Genomic DNA, 18,506 nt, shown 5'->3' with positions numbered 1-18,506 from the left:
CCCGGCATCCTGGCGCTGGAAAGGAGCGTGATACACTGGTCCGAACACTTTTTAATGGATGAAGCGTATGTTCCCACCCAAAGCGCTACTCGACTCCCTGACCCAACAAGCCAGCCGTCTATTTGGTGAAGGCTCGCCCCGTGCCGATATCGAAAACCAGTTCAAGGCGCTGATGCAGAGCGGATTCAGCAAGCTCGATCTGGTTAGCCGTGAAGAATTCGACACCCAGATGCTGGTCCTTGAACGCACCCGCGCTCGCCTTGAGGCCTTGGAAGCTCGCCTGGCCGAATTGGAAGGCCAGGGCAAAGAGCCTGTTGCTGCCGCCCAGCCTGCACAAGACACACCGACATCAGCCAAAATGGCTTTCCAGAACAACAAAACGGAACCCACCCCGCCGACCGCCGAATAACCCGGCCGGCGGGACACTGATCAAGGAGTGATCATGTCCCTCGCCATCGTTTGTAGCCGCGCCCAGGTGGGCGTGGAAGCCCCCTGCGTCACTGTAGAAGCGCATCTGGCCAACGGTCTGCCAGCATTAACCCTGGTCGGCCTGCCGGAAACCGCCGTCAAGGAGAGTAAGGATCGCGTGCGTAGCGCCATCCTCAATTCAGGCTTCGACTTTCCGGCACGCCGCATCACCCTAAATCTTGCTCCTGCCGACCTGCCCAAGGATGGTGGCCGCTTCGATCTGGCCATTGCTCTTGGCATTCTGGCGGCCAGTGCGCAGTTACCCGCGGATGCCCTGGCCGATATCGAATGCCTGGGTGAGCTGGCGCTCTCCGGTGCACTGCGCCCCGTCCAGGGCGTATTACCCGCAGCGCTTGCCGCACGGGAAGCCGGACGCACACTGATCGTGCCCCATGAAAACGCCGAGGAAGCCAGCCTGGCTGGCGGGCTTAAAGTCATCGCGGTGGGCCATCTGCTGGAGATCGCAGCGCACTTTACCGGGCAGACGCCCCTTACGCCGTACGAAGCCCAGGGGTTGAGACGGCAGGAGCAACCCTATCCCGACCTTGTTGACGTGCAGGGCCAAGTGGCTGCCAAACGCGCTCTGGTGGTTGCAGCGGCAGGCTCGCACAACCTCTTGCTGGCAGGCCCTCCTGGGACTGGAAAAACTCTGCTAGCCAGCCGGCTGCCCGGTCTGCTGCCGCCCCTGAATGAATTCGAAGCCCTGGAAGTGGCTGCAATTCATTCGGTTGCCAGCCACACGCCCATGGCTCACTGGCCGCAGCGGCCATTCCGGCAGCCGCATCACTCGGCCTCGGGCCCCGCCCTGGTGGGTGGCGGTAGTCGCCCTCGCCCGGGCGAGATCACTCTGGCGCATCAGGGCGTGCTGTTTCTGGACGAGCTGCCCGAATTTGACCGCAAGGTGCTGGAAGTCCTGCGCGAGCCGCTGGAAAGTGGCGAGATCGTGATTTCCCGTGCCCGGGACCGTGTCCGCTTTCCGGCCCGCTTCCAACTGGTCGCCGCCATGAACCCCTGCCCATGCGGCTATCTGGGTGATCCGGCCGGCCGCTGCCGTTGCTCGCCCGATCAGGTACAACGTTATCGTGGTAAACTTTCCGGTCCACTGCTGGACCGGATCGACATGCATATCACTGTCGCCCGGGAAAGTGTGCGTCTGGGCGGCCCTGACACCAAGAACGATTCCGGCCGCCTTACAACGCAACAGGCTGCCGAACAGGTCGCCGCCGCCCGTGAGCGGCAACTGGCTCGCCAAGGGGTGGCGAATGCCTTTCTGGATTTGCGTGCCTTGCACCAACACTGTGCATTGACGGCAGACGACCAGCGGTGGATCGAGAGCGCAGGTGAACGGCTGGGGCTGTCCCTGCGCGCCCTGCACCGAGTGATCAAGGTGGCACGTACGTTAGCCGATCTTGCAGCAGAGCCGCAGATTTTGCGGTCTCATCTGGCTGAAGCATTGCAGTACAGACCCGCGAGTGCCTGAGGTGACCTGAGCGACAACCACCTCGTGTTTCAATGCCGACCCTCGGAGCGGGTCGGCTAGGCACTCCTTTGCAGCCACCTTGGCGCCGACAGAAAAGGAGAAAGTGCCTGATGGCCACCGAAAGCCAATCACCACCTACCCGTACCCTCAATCCCCCGGTTTTCTGGGGCTCGACCTTGCTTATCCTTATCCTGGTCATCTATGCCAGTGCCTTTCACGAGAGCGCGCAAAGCGTCTTTGGTCTCATTCAGTCCTGGATTATTACGAACGTCAGCTGGTTCTACATTCTGGCGGTGGCGCTGATCCTCTTGACCGTAGTCTTTCTGGGCGTCAGCCGTTATGGCGACATCAAGCTCGGCCCGGACCACAGCGAGCCGGACTACAGCAGCACGACCTGGTTTGCCATGTTGTTTTCGGCGGGCATGGGGATCGGCCTGATGTTCTTTGGCGTGGCCGAGCCGGTCATGCACTTCCTGTCGCCGCCCACTGGCCAGTCTGGCACAGTGGACGCCGCCCGTGAGGCGTTGATCATCACCTTCTTCCACTGGGGCCTGCATGCCTGGGCCATCTACGCCATCGTGGCGCTGATCCTGGCGTACTTCAGCTTCCGTCACGGGCTGCCGCTAACGCTGCGCTCAGCGTTGTATCCCCTGATTGGTGAACGTATCTACGGGCCAATCGGCCATGCGGTGGATATTTTCGCCATCCTGGGTACCGTTCTAGGGGTGGCAACATCCCTGGGCTTTGGCGTCGCGCAGATCAATACCGGTCTCAACTACCTGTTTGGCCTGGAAGTGTCGGTACCGGTGCAGATCGGCCTGATCATTGCGACTACGGCCCTGGCGACCCTGTCGGTGGTTACCGGCCTGGACAAGGGGGTTCGTCGCCTGTCAGAGCTGAACCTGGGACTGGCCGTGCTGCTGCTCCTGATGGTGCTGGTCCTGGGGCCCACCGTGTTCATTCTGCAAACCTTTGTGCAGAACACCGGTGGCTACCTGACTGAGATTGTCAGCCGTACCTTTAACCTCTATGCCTATAAGCCCAACGATTGGATCGGCGGCTGGACGCTGTTCTACTGGGGCTGGTGGCTGGCATGGTCGCCTTTCGTGGGCCTGTTCATCGCCCGCATCTCCCGTGGCCGCACGATCCGCGAGTTTGTTTCCGGGGTATTATTAGTACCGGCCGGCTTTACATTGTTCTGGATGACGGTGTTTGGCGATACCGCCATCCACATGATCTCCTGGCAGGGCATTACGTCACTAGGCGATGCCGTGAACAAAGACAGCTCCCTGGCGCTATTTGCCTTCCTCGAGCATTTCCCCTTTGCGTCGGCTATTTCAATAGTGGCCATTATCATGGTTGTGGTGTTTTTTGTTACCTCGGCCGACTCCGGTGCCATGGTCGTCGACATGCTTGCTTCAGGCGGGCTCGACAAGACACCGATCTGGCAGCGAGTATTTTGGGCCTCCTCCATGGGCATCGTGGCGATTGCACTGCTCCTGGCCGATGGTCTCAAGGCCCTGCAAACGGCGACAATTGCCACGGCGCTGCCCTTTACCATCGCACTGCTCTGTTCGATGTGGGGTCTGCTCAAGGCGCTCAAGCTCGATGCCACCAAGCGGGGTATCCGCTACCAGGCGCTGAACATCTCTCGCCCTGCGCCTCGTTCAGCCGGTGGCTGGCAGCGTCGCCTGCGTAATCTGGCCATGTTCCCGCGTCGTACCCACGTGGTGCGCTTCATCGGGGAGGTGGTTAAGCCTGCGTGTGAATCTGTTGCTGAAGAACTACGTAAGCAGAGCTATCTTGTCAGCGTAAAAGATGGCGACGATGGCCGGGTACGTATTGAGGTCGGTCCTGAGGAGAACCCTGAGTTCGTGTATGAGGTTCGCCCGCGCGCGTATGCCATGCCGAGCTTTGTCATGGGGGACACACAGAGCGACCAGAACGAGCGCGAGGATCGCAAATACTTCCGCGCCGATGTGCACCTGAAGGAAGGCGGTCAGGATTATGACGTGATGGGCTGGAGCCGGGACGACGTGATCGGCGACATTCTGGATCAGTACGAGCGGCACATGCATTTCCTGCATATCGTTCGCTGATCGTTACCCATAAAAAAGCCGGTGCCTCTGCACCGGCTTTTTTGTGCCTGCTACCGCATCGATCAGCTAAAGCGATTTACCTCATGGCTCAGCTCTTCTGCCAGACGCTTGAGCTCATAGGCCGTGCTGGCTAGCTCTTCCGCCGCTTCGCGCTGGGAGGCGTTATCGACGGCAATGGTCTGGATGTTGCGGCTCAGGGCAGTCGCCGTGCTGCTCTGCTCCTGGGTAGCCTGGGCAATGCTGGTGAACTGCTCTACGGCCTGATCGATCTGCGCTTCAATACGCTGCAGGGCCTGGGCAACGTCACCGTTAAGCGACAAACCTTGCTGCATCAGGCGGTTGCCTTCATCGATAGAACTCATGGCGCGGTTGGTTTCTTCCTGCACCGAACCGATCATCTCGGAAATTTCACGCGTCGCCTGACTGGTACGGCCGGCCAGGCTGCGAACCTCGTCAGCCACCACGGCAAAGCCACGGCCCTGCTCACCCGCTCGCGCAGCCTCGATGGCGGCGTTGAGCGCCAGCAGGTTGGTCTGCTCGGCGATGCCACTGATCACGCTAATGATCCCGCCAATCTGTTGTGAACGCTCGCCCAGGTTATTGACCACGGTAGCCGTCGTGCCCAGCGATTGGGCGATCTGCTCCAGTGCTTTTGAGGCAGCACGCATGGAGGCCGTACCGTTACGAGTCTCAGCGGCGTTTTCGTTAGTCAGCTGCTCGGTTTTACGCATGCTGTCGGCAATGTTCTGTGCAGTGGCGCTGAACTCTTCCACGGCGCTCGCCATGCTGTCGATCTGGGAAGACTGCTCGGCCGAACGGCGCTGGGTAGCACCGGACAGGGTGCTCAGCTGATCGGAGCGAGTAGTCACATCGTGGGATGAATGACGTACGCGATCTACCGTGTTCGACAGAGCTTCAGCCATCTGGTTGAAGCTGTGGGAAAGCTTGCCGATTTCATCGTGGCTTTCAACCTTCAGACGGACACTCAATTGACCTTCGCCTAGCGCCTGGGCCTGCTTGACGAGGTTATCCAGCGGCTTGAGCTTGTGACGCAGCATCACGACCGAGGCGCCAATTGCCAGGATCATGGCCAGCAGGCTACCCAGCGCCAGCTGCGTACCTACTTTCCAGATCAGCTCGCCCACTTCCGCTTTTGGCAGCGTGGCGATCACTTTCCAGGCATCACCTGGCACCTGAGCGACAACGCTCTGGAATGCCGCCTTGCCATCCTCCCACTCAACCGTCGTGCCCTGCTTGGTGTTCAGGTTGATGGAAGCCAGCGCCGCATCAGGTTTGTCGGTACCTGCCGGTGTTACCAGCCATTTATTCTGTTCATCCAGCAGGGCCAGCGAGCCGGTCTTACCGATACGGAACGCGGACAGGTTATCGAACTGCTCTTTCTGGGCGTCGGTGTAGTCGAAGCCGACATACAGAACAGCCATGACCTGACCCGAGGCATCACGCACCGGCGTGTACTGGTTCATGTAGTTGCGGCCAAACAGTACCGCGCGTCCAACATAGGGTTGCCCCTGGAGCAGGCCCGCATACGCTGGGTGCTTATGGTCCAGTTGCGTACCGATGGCACGGGAGCCGTCTTCTTTTTTGACCGACGTGGTGATACGGACAAATTCGTCACCATCACGGACGAATACCGTAGCGGCGCCGCCTGTAAGCGAGGTGAACTCGTCGACCAGTGTGAAATCGCCGTTCAGGCGATTGCCTTGCAGGCTAAGCGCAGGGGTGGAGGCACTTCCCACGGTGACACGCTCGCTCGTATCGCGTGTCAGTCCGGCCGCAAAGCGACGCTCAAACAACCCGGCCAAGCGTTGGGTACTGATTTTCAATGTGCCATGGAAAGTCTTGAGCTGATCAGCAAGTAACCGTGCCTCACTGGCCAGATGTTGATGGTGAGCCTCTTCCGTCGACATACTCAAGGAGCGCAACGCAAACAGCCCACTTCCTGTGATAACCACAACCAATATGACCGTCAGAGCAAGCGCAAGCTGCCCGGCGATACCGAAACGACGTCCCGACATGGGGGTATTCTCCTCAAGAACACCAGCATTCCCCGACTGGCATTCACGTTAGGTTGGCTTTTGACGACCTGAGATGCTGTACACGCAAGGCCCTCTTCGGGGCGAATCTTCTAAGTCGGTCGTTTGATTATCGGCGGGATGTAAGACAACTTGACCCATCAGCACGATGGACGTCGGAATGTTTATTATGAGTGGTAGGTCACATCAGGTAAGGTCATGGCGTTGACCTCAGCCAGAAGAAAATCTCTTAGCAGAGAGAAACGCTTCGGGTTGCGTCGAGCCTTGGGCCATACCAGGTAATACGCCTCACCACTCGCCACCGCTGTAGGCCAGGGGAGCGCCGTCCGCCCAAGCTGAAGATCCTCCGAGACCATTACCAGGTCTCCAATGGATACCCCATACCCACGGGCAGCGGCCGCCATTCCAAGCTCCAACGTATCGAATACCTGTCCGCCTCTGATCGGTATGTCGTCCGACAGCGCCATAGCTTGAAGCCAGCGACGCCAGTCGCGACGATCGGGCGTGGGATGCAGCAGCTCGGTCTCCCGCAACCGCTGTACATCCCAGGGACCCTCCGCTGCGGCTTCAGGCGAGCAAACTGGAATCAGCCATTCCTGAAACAACAAGGTGCTTTCCCACTCTTCCGGGAAACGACCGTGGCTCAGCAGCACCGCACAATCGAAGGGTTCGTGGATGAAGTCGACATGATCACTGTCCATCCAGGCACTGGTCAGCTGCACTTCGATCCCCTCATTCGCCTGCCGAAAGCGGGACAGTCGCGCCAGCAACCAGCGTAGGGACAACGTGGAGGGCGCCTTGAGCCGGAGCGCACCTTCGTCCACCGACAACACGGAGCACGCCCGGCCCAATGCCTCGAAACCTTCGCTGATGCCCGGCAGCAACAGTTTGGCCGGTTCCGTAAGGATCAGCTGCCGCCCCGAGCGCTCGAACAGTCGACACCCAAAATGGGCCTCCAGGGTGCGGATATGTCGGCTCACGGCGCTCTGGGTCAGTGAAAGCTCCTGCGCGGCACGCGTGAAAGACGAATGCCGGGCCGCCGACTCAAAGGCGCGCAAGGCATAAAGCGGAGGAAGACGAGTCGACTCAGACATGATTAAAACTCATGGCAGGCAGGTTTATTTTCGGTTTGTGGGCCAGCCCAAGTGTACCCACAATCACCCTGCCTTTCTGCCTGACCGGCAGACGTCTTCTCTGCCTTGGTGAGTTTGACTCATTCATGACCCTGCTACGTACCGAACTGTCCGCGCTGGCTCGTCTGGCCGTTCCACTGATTACCGCCCAGCTGGCCTACGTGGCCATGGTCTTTACCGACACGGTCATGATGGGCCGCATCGGCTCCGAGGCGCTGGCCAGTGGAGGACTAGGGGCCGCCACTTATTCCTTCGTGACGGTAGTTTGCGTGGGGATCATCGCCGCGGTCGGTAATCTGGTGGCAATCCGGCACGGTCAAGACGATACCGAGGGCGTAACAGATGTCGCCTGCGCAGGCGTCTGGATCGCCCTTGGCCTTGCATTGATCGCCGGGCTTATCCTCTGGAGTCTGGAACCGGCGCTGCTGACCCTGGGGCAGGCCCCTGCAACAACAGGCGAAGCCATGGGCTTTATCCACGCCGTAAGCTTTGCCCTGCCCGGCTATCTGGTGTTCATGTCCCTGCGCGGCTTTACCAGCGGTATCGGCCGCCCCGGGCCGGTGATGTCGATTGCTATTGGCGGCGCACTGGCCAATCTGGTGCTCAATCTGGCCTTTATCGAAGGCTGGATGGGTCTGCCGTTTCTTGGTTTGAAGGGTATCGGCCTGATCACAGCGCTGGTCATGACGGCCATGGCACTAGCCATGGCACTGACCATCCGGGCACGCAGCGCCTATGTAGCCTACCCGATCGCGCGAAAACTGCTCAGCCTCAACCGGGGCGCTATCAGCGAAACCCTGCGCCTGGGCCTGCCTATCGGCGGCACCTATGCCGTCGAGACCGCCCTGTTTGCCGCCGCTGCCCTGTGCATGGGCGCGCTGGGAAGCACTCAGCTCGCCGCGCACCAGATCGCCAATCAGCTGGTGTACGTTGCCTTCATGATTCCGGTGGGGTTGGCTTATGCCTCCAGCCTGCGGGTCGGGCTGCACTTTGGTGCGGGCCGGTTTGCGGAATCACGTCTGGCTGGCCGTATCGGCATTACCGTTGGTGCCACCTGCATGCTGGCCGTCGCCATTGCATTCTGGCTCATGCCGGAGACCCTGGTGGGTCTGTTCATTGATCGGGACGACCCTGCCGGCCGCACCGTTATGGCATTGGCCGTAAGCCTGCTGGCGATCGCCGCCTGGTTTGAGTTCTTCGATGGTATTCAGGGCATCGCCTCGGGCGCGCTGCGGGGTATCCGGCAGGCTCGCCAGGCCATGCTGATCGGCCTGGTTTGCTACTGCTGTGTGGGAATTGTCTCAGCCTGGCTCTTAGGGCTGGTATTAGGCTTTGATGCTCGTGGCGTCTGGTGGGGGATGGCTCTGGGTCTGGCCTGCGCAGCGGTTGCGCTCACCTGGGCCTTCGAGCGGCATATGCGGGGTCTGCTCTGCCATAAGAACGTCGAATCGCCTGCGGAAAAACAATGGGCTACCCAGAGTTAAGCGCGCCTTTTCGAGAATTGCCAGTCATGGCAGCCGCGGTGACACGCGGTCCGCTCAGTACCAGCCAAGGAGCAGTGCCGAGACGGCCAGATAACGCGCCGTCTTGGCGAAGCCGACGAGCAGGATAAAGACGGGCAGCGGTTCGCGCATAACGCCTGCTACCAGCGTCAGCGGATCGCCAATGACCGGTACCCAGCTCAGTAGCAGCGACCAACGTCCATAACGGCGATACCCCCGTTGCGCGCGTTTGAGCTGACAGGGCGAAACAGGGAACCAGCGGCGGTCCCGAAAGTGCTCGATTGAGCGCCCTAGAAACCAGTTCACCACCGAGCCCAGCGTATTACCAAGAATCGCCGCCAAGAGTAACAAGGGCACGGAATAACTGCCCTGTAATAACAACGCGGCCAGCGCTGCCTCAGACTGGGCTGGCAACAAGGTAGCAGCGGCTAGGGCAACCAGAAACAACCCGACATATACCGTCAGCTCAGCCATGCGCTCTGCCTGTTTCCACCATCTCCTGGCTCCGCTACTGTCATCCCCTCAGGCTATCGATACGGCATCGGCCAGAGGGCGGCTAAATATTTCCGGATGTTACGGAGCGCTCAGCCGTATCGGCAGTCTATGCAACGTCCACAGGTAGCGGCGAAGCGGTTTATACGCCTCAGCCGAAACGGATTATGTGAAAAGAACAAGGCCCTCACAGCCCACCGACGGGATAACAACTGCATGGCATCCACTACATCGAGGCGCACGTTCGTGAAAGGCTTGGCAGCAGGCAGTCTGCTGAGCGGCCTAGGCCTCTGGCGAACCCCCGTCTGGGCATTGACCAGCCCCGGACAACCCACCGTGCTGTCCGGTACCGAATTCGATCTGGTCATTGGCGAAACGCCCGTCACCATCACCGGTGCCAAGCGCACCGCCCTGACCATCAACGGCAGCCTGCCCGGCCCGCTTCTGCGCTGGCGCGAAGGGGATACCGTTACGCTGCGCGTTCGCAACCAACTCGATGAGGCCACCTCGATCCACTGGCACGGCATCATCCTGCCGGCCACGATGGATGGCGTACCCGGGCTGAGCTTTAGCGGCATCGCACCTGACGGTCTGTACGAGTACCGCTTCAAGGTCCAGCAGCACGGCACGTACTGGTATCACAGCCACTCGGGCTTTCAGGAGCAGCGGGGGGTCTATGGCCCGCTGATCATCGAGCCGCGTGAACCGGAGGCCTTTGCCTATGACCGTGATTATGTAGTGATGCTGACGGACTGGAGCGATGAGAAGCCCGAGCATATCCTCTCGACGCTCAAGAAGCAGGCCGATTACTACAACAACAACCAGCGCACCGTGGTCGACTTCGTCAACGATGTGAGCGAGAACGGCTGGTCCGCCACGGTAAAGGACCGCGCAATGTGGGCCGAGATGCGGATGACGCCTACCGATCTGGCTGATGTGACAGGCGCTACCTACACCTATCTCATGAACGGGGCAGCGCCTGACGGCAACTGGACCGGTATTTTCAAGCCTGGGGAAAAGATTCGGCTGCGCTTCATCAATGGGTCGGCCATGTCCTATTTCGATGTGCGCATTCCCGGTCTGAAGATGACAGTCGTGGCGGCAGATGGCCAACCCATCGAGCCGGTCAGCGTAGACGAATTCCGTATCGCGGTGGCGGAGACCTATGACGTCATCGTCGAGCCGTCCGACCAGCAGGCCTACACGATTTTCGCCCAGTCCCTGGACCGCACCGGTTATGCCCGCGGCACGCTGGCCCTTCGCGAAGGCCTTAACGCACCGGTACCAGACATGGACCCCCGCCCGCTGGTAAGCATGGCGGACATGGGGCACGGCGACCACAGCGCACCGTCGTCCCAGGGCCACGCAGGGATGGATCACGGCAGTCACGGCATGGATCACAGCGCCATGAACCATGGCACACCACACGGCGGGCATGACACCGGAGCCATGCAGACGCACCCGGCCAGCGAAGACGGCAATCCGCTGGTAGACATGCAGACCATGATGCCTGCCCCCAAACTGGACGACCCCGGAATGGGCCTGCGGGACAACGGCCGCCGTGTCCTTACCTATGCCGATCTCAAAAGTACCTTTCCCGACCCGGATGGCCGTGAGCCAACCCGCACCCTGGAGCTGCACCTGACGGGGCATATGGAGCGCTTTGCCTGGTCATTCGACGGGATGAAATTCTCGGATGCCGAGCCCATCAGGCTTACTTACGGCGAGCGGGTTCGTATCGTGCTGGTCAACGACACCATGATGATGCACCCCATCCACCTGCACGGCATGTGGAGTGACCTGGAAGACGAACACGGCCGCTTTATGGTCCGCAAACACACCATCGACATGCCGCCCGGGTCGAAGCGCAGCTACCGCGTGACCGCCGATGCGCTTGGCCGCTGGGCCTATCATTGCCACATGCTCTTCCACATGGAAACCGGCATGTTCCGCGAAGTTATTGTCGATGTTTAAGGAGAGGCCTGTGAGCACATTATCGACCCGCCTGCCGGCTTGTACGTTTGCGCTGGTATTGGGCAGCATCTCTGTAGCCCATGCGGCAGATCCGGCTTCTCAGGCTGGCGCCACGGGAAATCCCACCCAGGCGCAACACGCGCATGGTGGCATGGATCATGGGCAGATGGACCATAGCCGGATGTCGCACGGCTCCATGGACTCCCATTCGATGAATCATGACGGCATGGCGCACGGCAGCCCTACTCCAGACAGCACGGCCACATCCCAGAGCCGTACACCCATCCCGCCTGTCACCGCGGCCATGCGCGAGGCGGCCTTTCCTCCCCTCGCCGGCCATGCGGTGCATGACAGCGCCATCCACAGCTACCTGCTCTTCGACCAATTGGAGTGGCAGGACGCCAAGGAGGGCAGCACGCTTAACTGGCAGGCCGAAGGTTGGATTGGTGGCGATGTAAACCGATTTAACTTCCGCTCCGAAGGCCAGCGTACCAACGGTCATACCGAAGAAGCCGAAATTCAGGCACTCTGGGGACATGCCATCACGCCCTGGTGGGAAACGGTGGCCGGTGTCCGGCAGGATTTCAAACCCGGTTCGCCTCAAACATGGGCAGCGTTTGGTATCCAGGGCGAAGCCATCAAGGATCTGGATCTGGAAATAACGGCCTTCCTTGGCGAAGGCAGCCAGACCGGTCTGCGCATAGAGGCCGAGTACGACATGATGCTGACCAACAATCTCATCTTGCAGCCGCATACCGAGCTCAACTTCTACGGCAAGAACGATGAGGCTCGTGGCACGGGGTCCGGTATTTCCGAAACCGAGTTCGGTCTGCGCTTGCGCTACGAAATCACCCCGCAGTTTGCACCCTATGTTGGCGTGTCATGGAACAACACCCATGGTCAGACGGCATCCTATGCTCGAGAAGAAGGCGAAGATACTCACGATGCCCGGCTGGTAGCCGGTGTTCGTATGTGGTTCTAACCCATGACCATCCTGAAGGCTGCCCTGCTGCTGACGCTTGCTGTTCTGGCGCTCATTGCAGTGGCAGTCTATTCAGGTGTGATCAACATAGGAGCGGATACGCCTCACGTAGAGCCGGTACACCGCTTGATCGTCATGTTGCGTGATCGCTCTATTGAAGTGCGATCCGAACGGATTACGGTCCCCAACCTGGAAAGCAAGGCACTGATTCGCAGCGGCGCGGGTAATTACGATGCGATGTGTGCCGCCTGCCATCTTGCACCCGGAATCAATGAGACGGAGCTGAGCAAAGGCCTTTATCCGCCTCCTCCCAACCTCAGCCAGCAGGGAATCACCGATCCGGCAGAGGCGTTCTGGATTATCAAGCATGGCGTCAAGGCCACCGGTATGCCGGCTTGGGGCAAAAGCATGAGCGACGACTATATCTGGGGACTTGTCGCGTTCCTGCAAAAACTGCCAACCTTGGATGCCCAGCAGTACCATGTATTAGTAGCTTCCAGCGAAGGGCATTCTCACGGCGGTGGACAACTGGACCGCCATGCACACGGAACGCTGAGCTATCCACAGGATGAGCGTGAAGCCCAGGAAAATCAGCCTGTGGAAAAGATTGCTCCATCCACTCACCAACCCAGAGTTATACACAAGCACGCTGATGGCGAAGACCATGTGCATTAAATAAAAGGCATGTGGGTAACTCGAAACGGCTTAAATTCTGTTCAAAGCTGCTTGGTAACAGCGCCTTGAAAACAGAGTGGTGTGTACGAAATCAGGAGGCAGACGGTATGCCATACAGAGCTGCCGTACGGATGCTCATGACTGGCTGTATAAAGTAAAAACTGAATCCGACCAAGAACAGGACGGATGAAGAAATGGGGCAATGGCTTGACGCCACTGCCCCTGATACTACTTAGCTACTTAGCTACGGCCACCGCCGTGACTGTTCTGACCGCCTTTGCGGCCAGCTTCGGAAGCCTTTTCACGGTCATTGGCAAAGTTACCGCCGCTGTTGTGACCGCCTTTACGACCTGCTTCAGATGCTTTCTCACGATCGTTTGCGAAATTGCCTGGGTTGTTATTTGCCATTGTCTTTCTCCTCATATACGGATTGGGACTGGACTGAAATACAACGTGTCAGTTCAGCTAGGTGAGCGAAGCACAAGGCTTCGCCTGTCTGGGGTCACTTAGCTACGGCCGCCGCCGTGGCTATTCTGACCGCCTTTCTTACCTGCTTCGGATGCTTTCTCGCGATCATTGGCGAAATTACCGCCGCTGTTCTGTCCGCCTTTCTTGCCGGCTTCGGACGCTTTTTCACGATCGTTTGCAAAGTTGCCTGGATTGCTGTTCTGAGTCATGGTCTTGCTCCTCTTTCGGATTGGGACTGGACTGATAAACATCTCAGTTCAGAGTGGATGGAGTCACATGCTCCATCCTCTTAGTGATCAATCAGCTACGGCCACCGCCATGGCTGTTCTGACCACCTTTCTTGCCTGCTTCGGAAGCCTTTTCACGATCATTGGCAAAATTACCGCCACTGTTTTGGCCGCCTTTTTTACCGGCTTCAGACGCTTTCTCGCGATCGTTGGCAAAGTTGCCCGGATTGGAATTCTGAGTCATGGTCTTGCTCCTCTTTTCTTTCGGATTGGGACGGACTGTAAAAACCTGTTCGGCTCAGGAATTAGCTACGACCACCGCCGTGGCTGTTCTGACCACCTTTGCGGCCCGCTTCAGAAGCTTTTTCGCGGTCATTGGCGAAGTTACCGCCGCTGTTCTGACCACCTTTCTTTCCAGCTTCAGATGCTTTTTCACGATCGTTTGCAAAGTTGCCTGAGTTACTGTTTGCCATTGTCTTTCTCCTAATGGATTGGGACGTCATGCCTTGTGTTTCGCTAACCGTTTTCCGTCAGCGTTCGTAATTTCTGAGGGTTGTTATTGAAGGGAGTTCCTACTTTTTAACCGTCTCGATCAGGTGCAGACGAGCGGTACAGGAGCTGTTCAGCTACCACTCAGAACAAGCGAAGCGGCTGATTTATAAGTGTTTTTAGGTTTCAGGTGACTGGCACCAAAATGACGCAATACTCATCAAGGCGGCATCTAGTCTGCTTTATAGCGGAGCGGTAACCGTTTCGTTTTGGCGTCCATTAATATGTACTTTTACATGCAAATAAATATGTAGTTAGGCGTTAGGCCGGACTCGTTTGAAGCAGCGGAATATTTCAAAAGCTTTCCTGGAATCGATCGAACTTGCATGTCCATTCAGGAGCGAAATAAGTTCGAATGCGTAACCCAAGACATACTCAAACGCAATCCACTCTGACCGGTCAGAAGACTTTTGAGCATTCCGGTGCTGATGCTCAATTTCATGACTCGACGACACTCAGGGCAGCTATTTTTTATCCCCTACGGAATAAAACGCGAGCGCAGCCGTCATATCGCTTCACAGGTATCGCCTGCCTTTGAACGGACTCACCCGCGGGAGCGGAGACTTCATGCAAATCACCCTTGTACGCCATGGCAAACCCGATCACTCCGGCACGAAATGGCTATCACCCCGAGAGATGATGGAGTGGGTCGAGGGCTACCAGAAGGCCGATGTACTCTGCCATAAGCTTCCAGCCGATCTCGTCGAGCTGGCGAGCAGTGCCGGTGTGTTGGTTTGCAGCTCCTTGTCACGCTGCATGCAATCGCTCAATCATCTGGCCGGTGAGCGTCCTTATACATGCGATAAAACCTTTGCTGAGGCACACCTGCCTGGGTTCGATCTCCCTTGGCCCAAACTCCCCGTAAAAATGTGGCGTTTGATGCTGCGGTCAGCCTGGTTTCTAGGCTTATCCACTCACACTGAGTCCATCTTTGCGTCCAACCGACGGGCCAAGCAGGCCGCCGACAAGCTGATCGCCCTCGCCCAGGAACATGGCTCGGTTCTGTTGATGGGCCATGGGATCATGAACGTGCTGATCGCTCACCACCTGCGTAAACAGGGCTGGGCCGGACCGCTTCACTTGATCCTGAAGGACTTCTGGCACCCTACCGTTTACAGGAAGGCATGAGTCAATCCATGACACTCCAGTGATTGACTAAACGAAAATCGCTTTTTTCAAATGCCATACAGGCAAATTGACGTATCGTCATGCCTGCGCGGTGATGACTGTTCCAGCCTGGAGCAGCCACTGTTTCTATCGGTTGCCGTTCTGCCAATGACTATCATGCCTACTTCGTCCTGCTCCACGCTTCGTTTATCCACCGTGATGGGTGCCGCGCTGCTGGCAAACCTGTCCATGATGCCTTTTGCGCAGGCCAGCGACAGCAGCCAGCTCATCAGCCTGATCAACCAGTACCGTGCTGCGCCACAACACTGTAACGGGCAGCGTACGGCTCCTGCCGGTCCACTGGCCGCCAACGAAAAATTGGCCCAGGTGCGTCTTTCACAGGGCATGCAGCTGCGTGAGGTCTTGCGCGGGGCGGGTTATCAGGCAGCCCAGGTGCAAGCCATGGCTATTTCGGCACCGGTCGGGGCGGAAGCTGCCATGCAGGTGTTGACCCAGAGTTATTGCAAGGCGCTCTTGGACTCACATTACGCCGAGGTTGGCGTCTCGCATTCGGGTAATCGCTGGCAAATCGTCCTGGCCCAGCCGGTGTTGTCGGGCAATATCGGCGACTGGCAGTCTGCCGGTAAGGAAGTCCTCAGGCTGGTCAACGAGGCGCGCGCCAAGCCGCGCCGCTGCGGGAATCAATCCTTCAAGAGTGCCAAGCCGCTCACCTGGGACGCCAAGCTGGCCAACGCCGCCCTCGCTCACAGCCGCGAGATGGCCTCGCTCGATTACTTCAGCCATGCCGGCAAGGATGGCAGTCAGGTGGACAAGCGCGCCCAGCAACAAGGTTATCAATGGCGACGGATCGGCGAGAACATTGCCGGTGGTCCCGGCTCACCCAAGCAGGTCGTCTCCGGCTGGCTGGCCAGCCCCGGCCATTGCAGCAACATCATGAACCCGGACTACACCCAGATGGGTACGGCTTATGCCGTCAATCCCAAGAGCAGCGAGGTTATCTACTGGACGCAGGTGTTTGGGACACCGCGTTGAGTAAGGGGCAGGGATGTGGGAGTGATGGGTATCGCGTTGTTCAACCCATCAACAAACGCTACGCCCTACATTCTTAACCCACAAAAAAGCCGCCTTGAAAGGGCGGCTTTTTGTATGCAGCGAGGCTTACAACACCATCGCGGCAACCCAGCCGAACACCAGCAGCGGCAGGTTGTAATGCAGAAAGGTGGGCACCACGGTATCCCAGATGTGGTTGTGCTGACCGTCCACGTTGAGGCCAGCGGTTGGGCCAAGGGTGGAGTCAGACGCCGGCGAACCCGCGTCACCCAGCGCACCTGCGGTTCCGATCAGGGTCACGATAGCCAGCGGGCTAAAGCCCAGCTGCACGCTAAGCGGCACAAAGATCGCGGCAATAATCGGGACCGTCGAGAACGACGAACCAATCCCCATGGTGACCAGAAGGCCTACCAGCAGCATCAGGAATGCCCCTACCGCCTTGCTATGGCCAATCCAGTCCGCAGACGCATCCACCAGGCTCTTCACCTGTCCTGTTGCGGTCATTACCTCGGCAAAGCCCTGGGCGGTAATCATGATAAAGCCGATAGCCGCCATCATCTTCATGCCTTCGGTAAAGAGGTCATCCGACTCCTTCCACCGCACAACGCCGGAGGCCGAAAACACCAGAAAGCCAGCCAGTGCACCGATGATCATGGAGTCCAGCCACAGCTGTACGCTAAAGGCGACCGCAACCGCCACACCCGCCATCAGCAGACTCTTGGGGTTGTAGCTCGCCTCGACATGCTCGGCCTGCTCCAGCCGCGCCAGATCATAGACACGCTTGCGGCGATAGCTGAAAGAGGCGATTGCCAGCCCACACACCATCCCCAGCGCCGGAATGGCCATCGCGTGCGTGATGCTGATACCACTGATATCCACGCCCGCCTTTGCCACATTGGCCAGCAGGATATCGTTCAGGAAGATGGTGCCAAACCCCACCGGCAGAAACATGTAGGGCGTCACCAGACCAAACGTCATCACACAAGCAATCAGCCGACGGTCGATCTGCAGACGTGTCAGCACATACAGGAGCGGCGGAATCAGCAACGGAATAAACGCAATATGAATCGGCAGGATGTTTTGCGACGAAATGGAAACCGCCAGGATCAGGGCCATCAAGATCCATTTCACCATGCCGCCGCCCTTGTTCTCGCTGCGACCGACCATGACGAGCACCTTGCTCGCCAACGCATGTGCCAGCCCGGATTTGCTGATAGCGACCGCAAAGGCTCCCAACATGGCGTAGGACAACGCCACCGTGGCCCCTGAACCCAGCCCCGTATTGAAGGCCTTGAGCGTGCCATCCATTCCCAACCCGCCCAGCATCCCGCCGACGAGCGCACTGGCGACCATGGCGATCACCACGTTTACGCGGCACAGGCTGAGGACCAACATGAGTCCTACGGCCGCGACTACTGCATTCATTACCATCCTCCAGCGGAGTGCAAGCCTACCCAAAAAGGCGCGTACTCTGCCGTAATGCAGTAGATGGAGTCAAAAACGGATGCCGAAGTGCAGGCATCAAGGCTGACCCGACAGGCTGCCGGGCCGGTGAATGCGGGGCTATTCCTGTTTGGGGGACAGCGGCGTTCCCACCACCGAATCGCCAATCACCAGGAAATGTCCGCCCGCAATATGGTGCAGCGTGCGCAGCTCATCGTGCCCCTCGAATGACCAGTGCCCATCCTTGAAGACGCGCTCGTCGGCCTGGGCAGCAATCACCTCACCCAGGAACAAATCATACTGCTGCTCATTGTGCGGCTCCGGCAGCAGGCGGCACTCCAGCCACGCCACGCAGCCTTCCAGCAGCGGCGCTTCGGCCTGCTCACCGGTAAAGGTCTCCAGCCCATACAGCGCAAACTTATCCTTTCCGCCCCGATCCAGCTCGCGGCCCGACGTGGTTCCCACGGTCTGGGCGATGTCCGCCTGCGTTACCACCGGCACGTTCAGCACAAAGGTGCCGGACTGCTCCAGCAGCTCCCGCGTCCAGGTGGACTTATCCAGGACAACCGCCACCTTGGGCGGCTCGAAATCGATCGCCATCGCCCAGGCCGCCGCCATGATGTTGCGCTTGCCTTCGTGTGCCGCACTGACCAGCACCGTCGGCCCATGGTTAAGCAGCCGATAGGCCTTGGGGAGAGGAACGGGGCGGCGGGTTGATGTGGTCATGAAGGGGCTCCTTTAAAGTGGATCATATGTAGCTGCCTGCTCCTGTAATCAAGCCC

Annotated in this window: 16 protein-coding genes and 3 pseudogenes; 9 read left to right on the top strand and 10 right to left on the bottom strand. The window is 58.8% G+C overall.

Going from position 1 to position 18,506, the window contains the following annotated elements; genetic code table 11:
* Positions 1–67: 67 nt before the first annotated feature.
* The 3 genes and pseudogenes from JQR90_RS00860 to JQR90_RS00850 form a co-directional block, all read left to right on the top strand.
* A pseudogene (locus JQR90_RS00860) lies at positions 68–313 on the top strand (accessory factor UbiK family protein); the annotation flags it as partial.
* Positions 314–442: 129 nt separating this feature from the next.
* On the top strand, positions 443–1,948 hold the full coding sequence (locus tag JQR90_RS00855; protein ID WP_010796510.1) for a YifB family Mg chelatase-like AAA ATPase: 1,506 nt from the start codon (positions 443–445) through the stop codon (positions 1,946–1,948).
* Positions 1,949–2,058: 110 nt separating this feature from the next.
* A complete protein-coding gene (locus JQR90_RS00850; protein WP_239383203.1) occupies positions 2,059–4,047 on the top strand; it encodes a BCCT family transporter in 1,989 nt (662 codons plus the stop codon).
* 62 nt (positions 4,048–4,109) lie between these two features.
* Here the strand turns inward: JQR90_RS00850 and JQR90_RS00845 are convergent, their stop codons facing one another.
* From JQR90_RS00845 to JQR90_RS00835, 3 genes and pseudogenes are all read right to left on the bottom strand, one after another.
* Positions 4,110–4,832, bottom strand: a complete 723-nt coding sequence (locus JQR90_RS00845; RefSeq protein WP_371106377.1) for a methyl-accepting chemotaxis protein — start codon at positions 4,830–4,832, stop codon at positions 4,110–4,112.
* Between the two features lie 180 nt (positions 4,833–5,012).
* Positions 5,013–5,975, bottom strand: a pseudogene (locus tag JQR90_RS00840) (Cache 3/Cache 2 fusion domain-containing protein); the annotation flags it as partial.
* A gap of 293 nt (positions 5,976–6,268) precedes the next feature.
* The gene (locus JQR90_RS00835; RefSeq protein WP_434140292.1) at positions 6,269–7,195 is read right to left on the bottom strand and encodes a LysR substrate-binding domain-containing protein; all 927 of its coding nucleotides are present in this window, start codon (positions 7,193–7,195) and stop codon (positions 6,269–6,271) included.
* 125 nt (positions 7,196–7,320) lie between these two features.
* On the opposite strand from JQR90_RS00835, the gene JQR90_RS00830 reads away from it, so the two are divergent.
* On the top strand, positions 7,321–8,718 hold the full coding sequence (locus JQR90_RS00830; RefSeq protein ID WP_434140291.1) for a NorM family multidrug efflux MATE transporter: 1,398 nt from the start codon (positions 7,321–7,323) through the stop codon (positions 8,716–8,718).
* Between the two features lie 54 nt (positions 8,719–8,772).
* On the opposite strand, the gene JQR90_RS00825 is transcribed toward JQR90_RS00830, so the two are convergent.
* On the bottom strand, positions 8,773–9,210 hold the full coding sequence (locus JQR90_RS00825; protein ID WP_434140290.1) for a YqaA family protein: 438 nt from the start codon (positions 9,208–9,210) through the stop codon (positions 8,773–8,775).
* Positions 9,211–9,444: 234 nt separating this feature from the next.
* Here JQR90_RS00825 and JQR90_RS00820 point away from each other — a divergent pair, with 234 nt between their 5' ends.
* The 3 genes from JQR90_RS00820 (at position 9,445) to JQR90_RS00810 (ending at position 12,859) form a co-directional block, all read left to right on the top strand.
* Complete coding sequence (locus tag JQR90_RS00820) at positions 9,445–11,202, top strand: copper resistance system multicopper oxidase (RefSeq protein ID WP_434140289.1); 1,758 nt, start codon at positions 9,445–9,447, stop codon at positions 11,200–11,202.
* A 151-nt stretch (positions 11,203–11,353) separates the two neighbouring features.
* A complete protein-coding gene (locus JQR90_RS00815) occupies positions 11,354–12,184 on the top strand; it encodes a copper resistance protein B (RefSeq protein WP_404626944.1) in 831 nt (276 codons plus the stop codon).
* Between the two features lie 3 nt (positions 12,185–12,187).
* A complete protein-coding gene (locus JQR90_RS00810) occupies positions 12,188–12,859 on the top strand; it encodes a c-type cytochrome (protein ID WP_434140288.1) in 672 nt (223 codons plus the stop codon).
* 240 nt (positions 12,860–13,099) lie between these two features.
* Here JQR90_RS00810 and JQR90_RS00805 read toward each other — a convergent pair.
* The 4 genes and pseudogenes from JQR90_RS00805 to JQR90_RS00790 all read right to left on the bottom strand — a co-directional run.
* Positions 13,100–13,249 (bottom strand): annotated as a pseudogene (locus JQR90_RS00805) (general stress protein); the annotation flags it as partial.
* Between the two features lie 116 nt (positions 13,250–13,365).
* Positions 13,366–13,536, bottom strand: a complete 171-nt coding sequence (locus JQR90_RS00800) for a general stress protein (protein WP_010796500.1) — start codon at positions 13,534–13,536, stop codon at positions 13,366–13,368.
* 91 nt (positions 13,537–13,627) lie between these two features.
* Positions 13,628–13,798 (bottom strand): general stress protein, encoded by a 171-nt coding sequence (locus JQR90_RS00795; protein WP_010796500.1) that lies wholly within the window; start codon positions 13,796–13,798, stop codon positions 13,628–13,630.
* A gap of 61 nt (positions 13,799–13,859) precedes the next feature.
* Complete coding sequence (locus JQR90_RS00790) at positions 13,860–14,027, bottom strand: general stress protein (RefSeq protein ID WP_073450083.1); 168 nt, start codon at positions 14,025–14,027, stop codon at positions 13,860–13,862.
* A gap of 643 nt (positions 14,028–14,670) precedes the next feature.
* Here JQR90_RS00790 and JQR90_RS00785 point away from each other — a divergent pair.
* Positions 14,671–15,231 carry a histidine phosphatase family protein gene (locus JQR90_RS00785; protein ID WP_074821233.1) on the top strand — a complete coding sequence of 187 codons (561 nt, stop codon included), beginning with the start codon at positions 14,671–14,673 and terminating at the stop codon, positions 15,229–15,231.
* Positions 15,232–15,387: 156 nt separating this feature from the next.
* Positions 15,388–16,263, top strand: a complete 876-nt coding sequence (locus JQR90_RS00780) for a CAP domain-containing protein (protein WP_434140287.1) — start codon at positions 15,388–15,390, stop codon at positions 16,261–16,263.
* Between the two features lie 126 nt (positions 16,264–16,389).
* On the opposite strand, the gene JQR90_RS00775 is transcribed toward JQR90_RS00780, so the two are convergent.
* Together JQR90_RS00775 and JQR90_RS00770 are read right to left on the bottom strand one after the other, a co-directional pair.
* Entirely contained in the window at positions 16,390–17,706 is a 1,317-nt protein-coding gene (locus JQR90_RS00775; RefSeq protein ID WP_404626768.1) for a Na+/H+ antiporter family protein, read from the bottom strand.
* Positions 17,707–17,844: 138 nt separating this feature from the next.
* On the bottom strand, positions 17,845–18,450 hold the full coding sequence (locus tag JQR90_RS00770) for a flavin reductase family protein (protein WP_010796495.1): 606 nt from the start codon (positions 18,448–18,450) through the stop codon (positions 17,845–17,847).
* Positions 18,451–18,506 lie beyond the last annotated feature (56 nt).

The sequence above is a fragment of the Pseudomonas sp. JZ114 genome, assembly GCF_051027705.1.
GTDB lineage: Bacteria > Pseudomonadota > Gammaproteobacteria > Pseudomonadales > Pseudomonadaceae > Chryseomonas > Chryseomonas luteola.
This window is presented reverse-complemented; position numbering and strand designations above follow the sequence as displayed.

Bases quoted from the DNA above. Each gene is read 5' to 3' on its own strand.
- JQR90_RS00855 (WP_010796510.1), top strand. From the start codon at position 443: ATGTCCCTCGCCATCGTTTGTAGCCGCGCCCAGGTGGGCGTGGAAGCC.
- JQR90_RS00820 (WP_434140289.1), top strand. From the start codon at position 9,445: ATGGCATCCACTACATCGAGGCGCACGTTCGTGAAAGGCTTGGCAGCA.
- JQR90_RS00810 (WP_434140288.1), top strand. From the start codon at position 12,188: ATGACCATCCTGAAGGCTGCCCTGCTGCTGACGCTTGCTGTTCTGGCG.
- JQR90_RS00790 (WP_073450083.1), bottom strand. From the start codon at position 14,027: ATGGCAAACAGTAACTCAGGCAACTTTGCAAACGATCGTGAAAAAGCA.
- JQR90_RS00850 (WP_239383203.1), top strand. From the start codon at position 2,059: ATGGCCACCGAAAGCCAATCACCACCTACCCGTACCCTCAATCCCCCG.
- JQR90_RS00780 (WP_434140287.1), top strand. From the start codon at position 15,388: ATGCCTACTTCGTCCTGCTCCACGCTTCGTTTATCCACCGTGATGGGT.
- JQR90_RS00835 (WP_434140292.1), bottom strand. From the start codon at position 7,195: ATGTCTGAGTCGACTCGTCTTCCTCCGCTTTATGCCTTGCGCGCCTTT.
- JQR90_RS00785 (WP_074821233.1), top strand. From the start codon at position 14,671: ATGCAAATCACCCTTGTACGCCATGGCAAACCCGATCACTCCGGCACG.
- JQR90_RS00825 (WP_434140290.1), bottom strand. From the start codon at position 9,210: ATGGCTGAGCTGACGGTATATGTCGGGTTGTTTCTGGTTGCCCTAGCC.
- JQR90_RS00795 (WP_010796500.1), bottom strand. From the start codon at position 13,798: ATGACTCAGAATTCCAATCCGGGCAACTTTGCCAACGATCGCGAGAAA.
- JQR90_RS00815 (WP_404626944.1), top strand. From the start codon at position 11,354: ATGGATCATGGGCAGATGGACCATAGCCGGATGTCGCACGGCTCCATG.
- JQR90_RS00770 (WP_010796495.1), bottom strand. From the start codon at position 18,450: ATGACCACATCAACCCGCCGCCCCGTTCCTCTCCCCAAGGCCTATCGG.
- JQR90_RS00800 (WP_010796500.1), bottom strand. From the start codon at position 13,536: ATGACTCAGAACAGCAATCCAGGCAACTTTGCAAACGATCGTGAAAAA.
- JQR90_RS00845 (WP_371106377.1), bottom strand. From the start codon at position 4,832: ATGGCGAGCGCCGTGGAAGAGTTCAGCGCCACTGCACAGAACATTGCC.
- JQR90_RS00830 (WP_434140291.1), top strand. From the start codon at position 7,321: ATGACCCTGCTACGTACCGAACTGTCCGCGCTGGCTCGTCTGGCCGTT.
- JQR90_RS00775 (WP_404626768.1), bottom strand. From the start codon at position 17,706: ATGAATGCAGTAGTCGCGGCCGTAGGACTCATGTTGGTCCTCAGCCTG.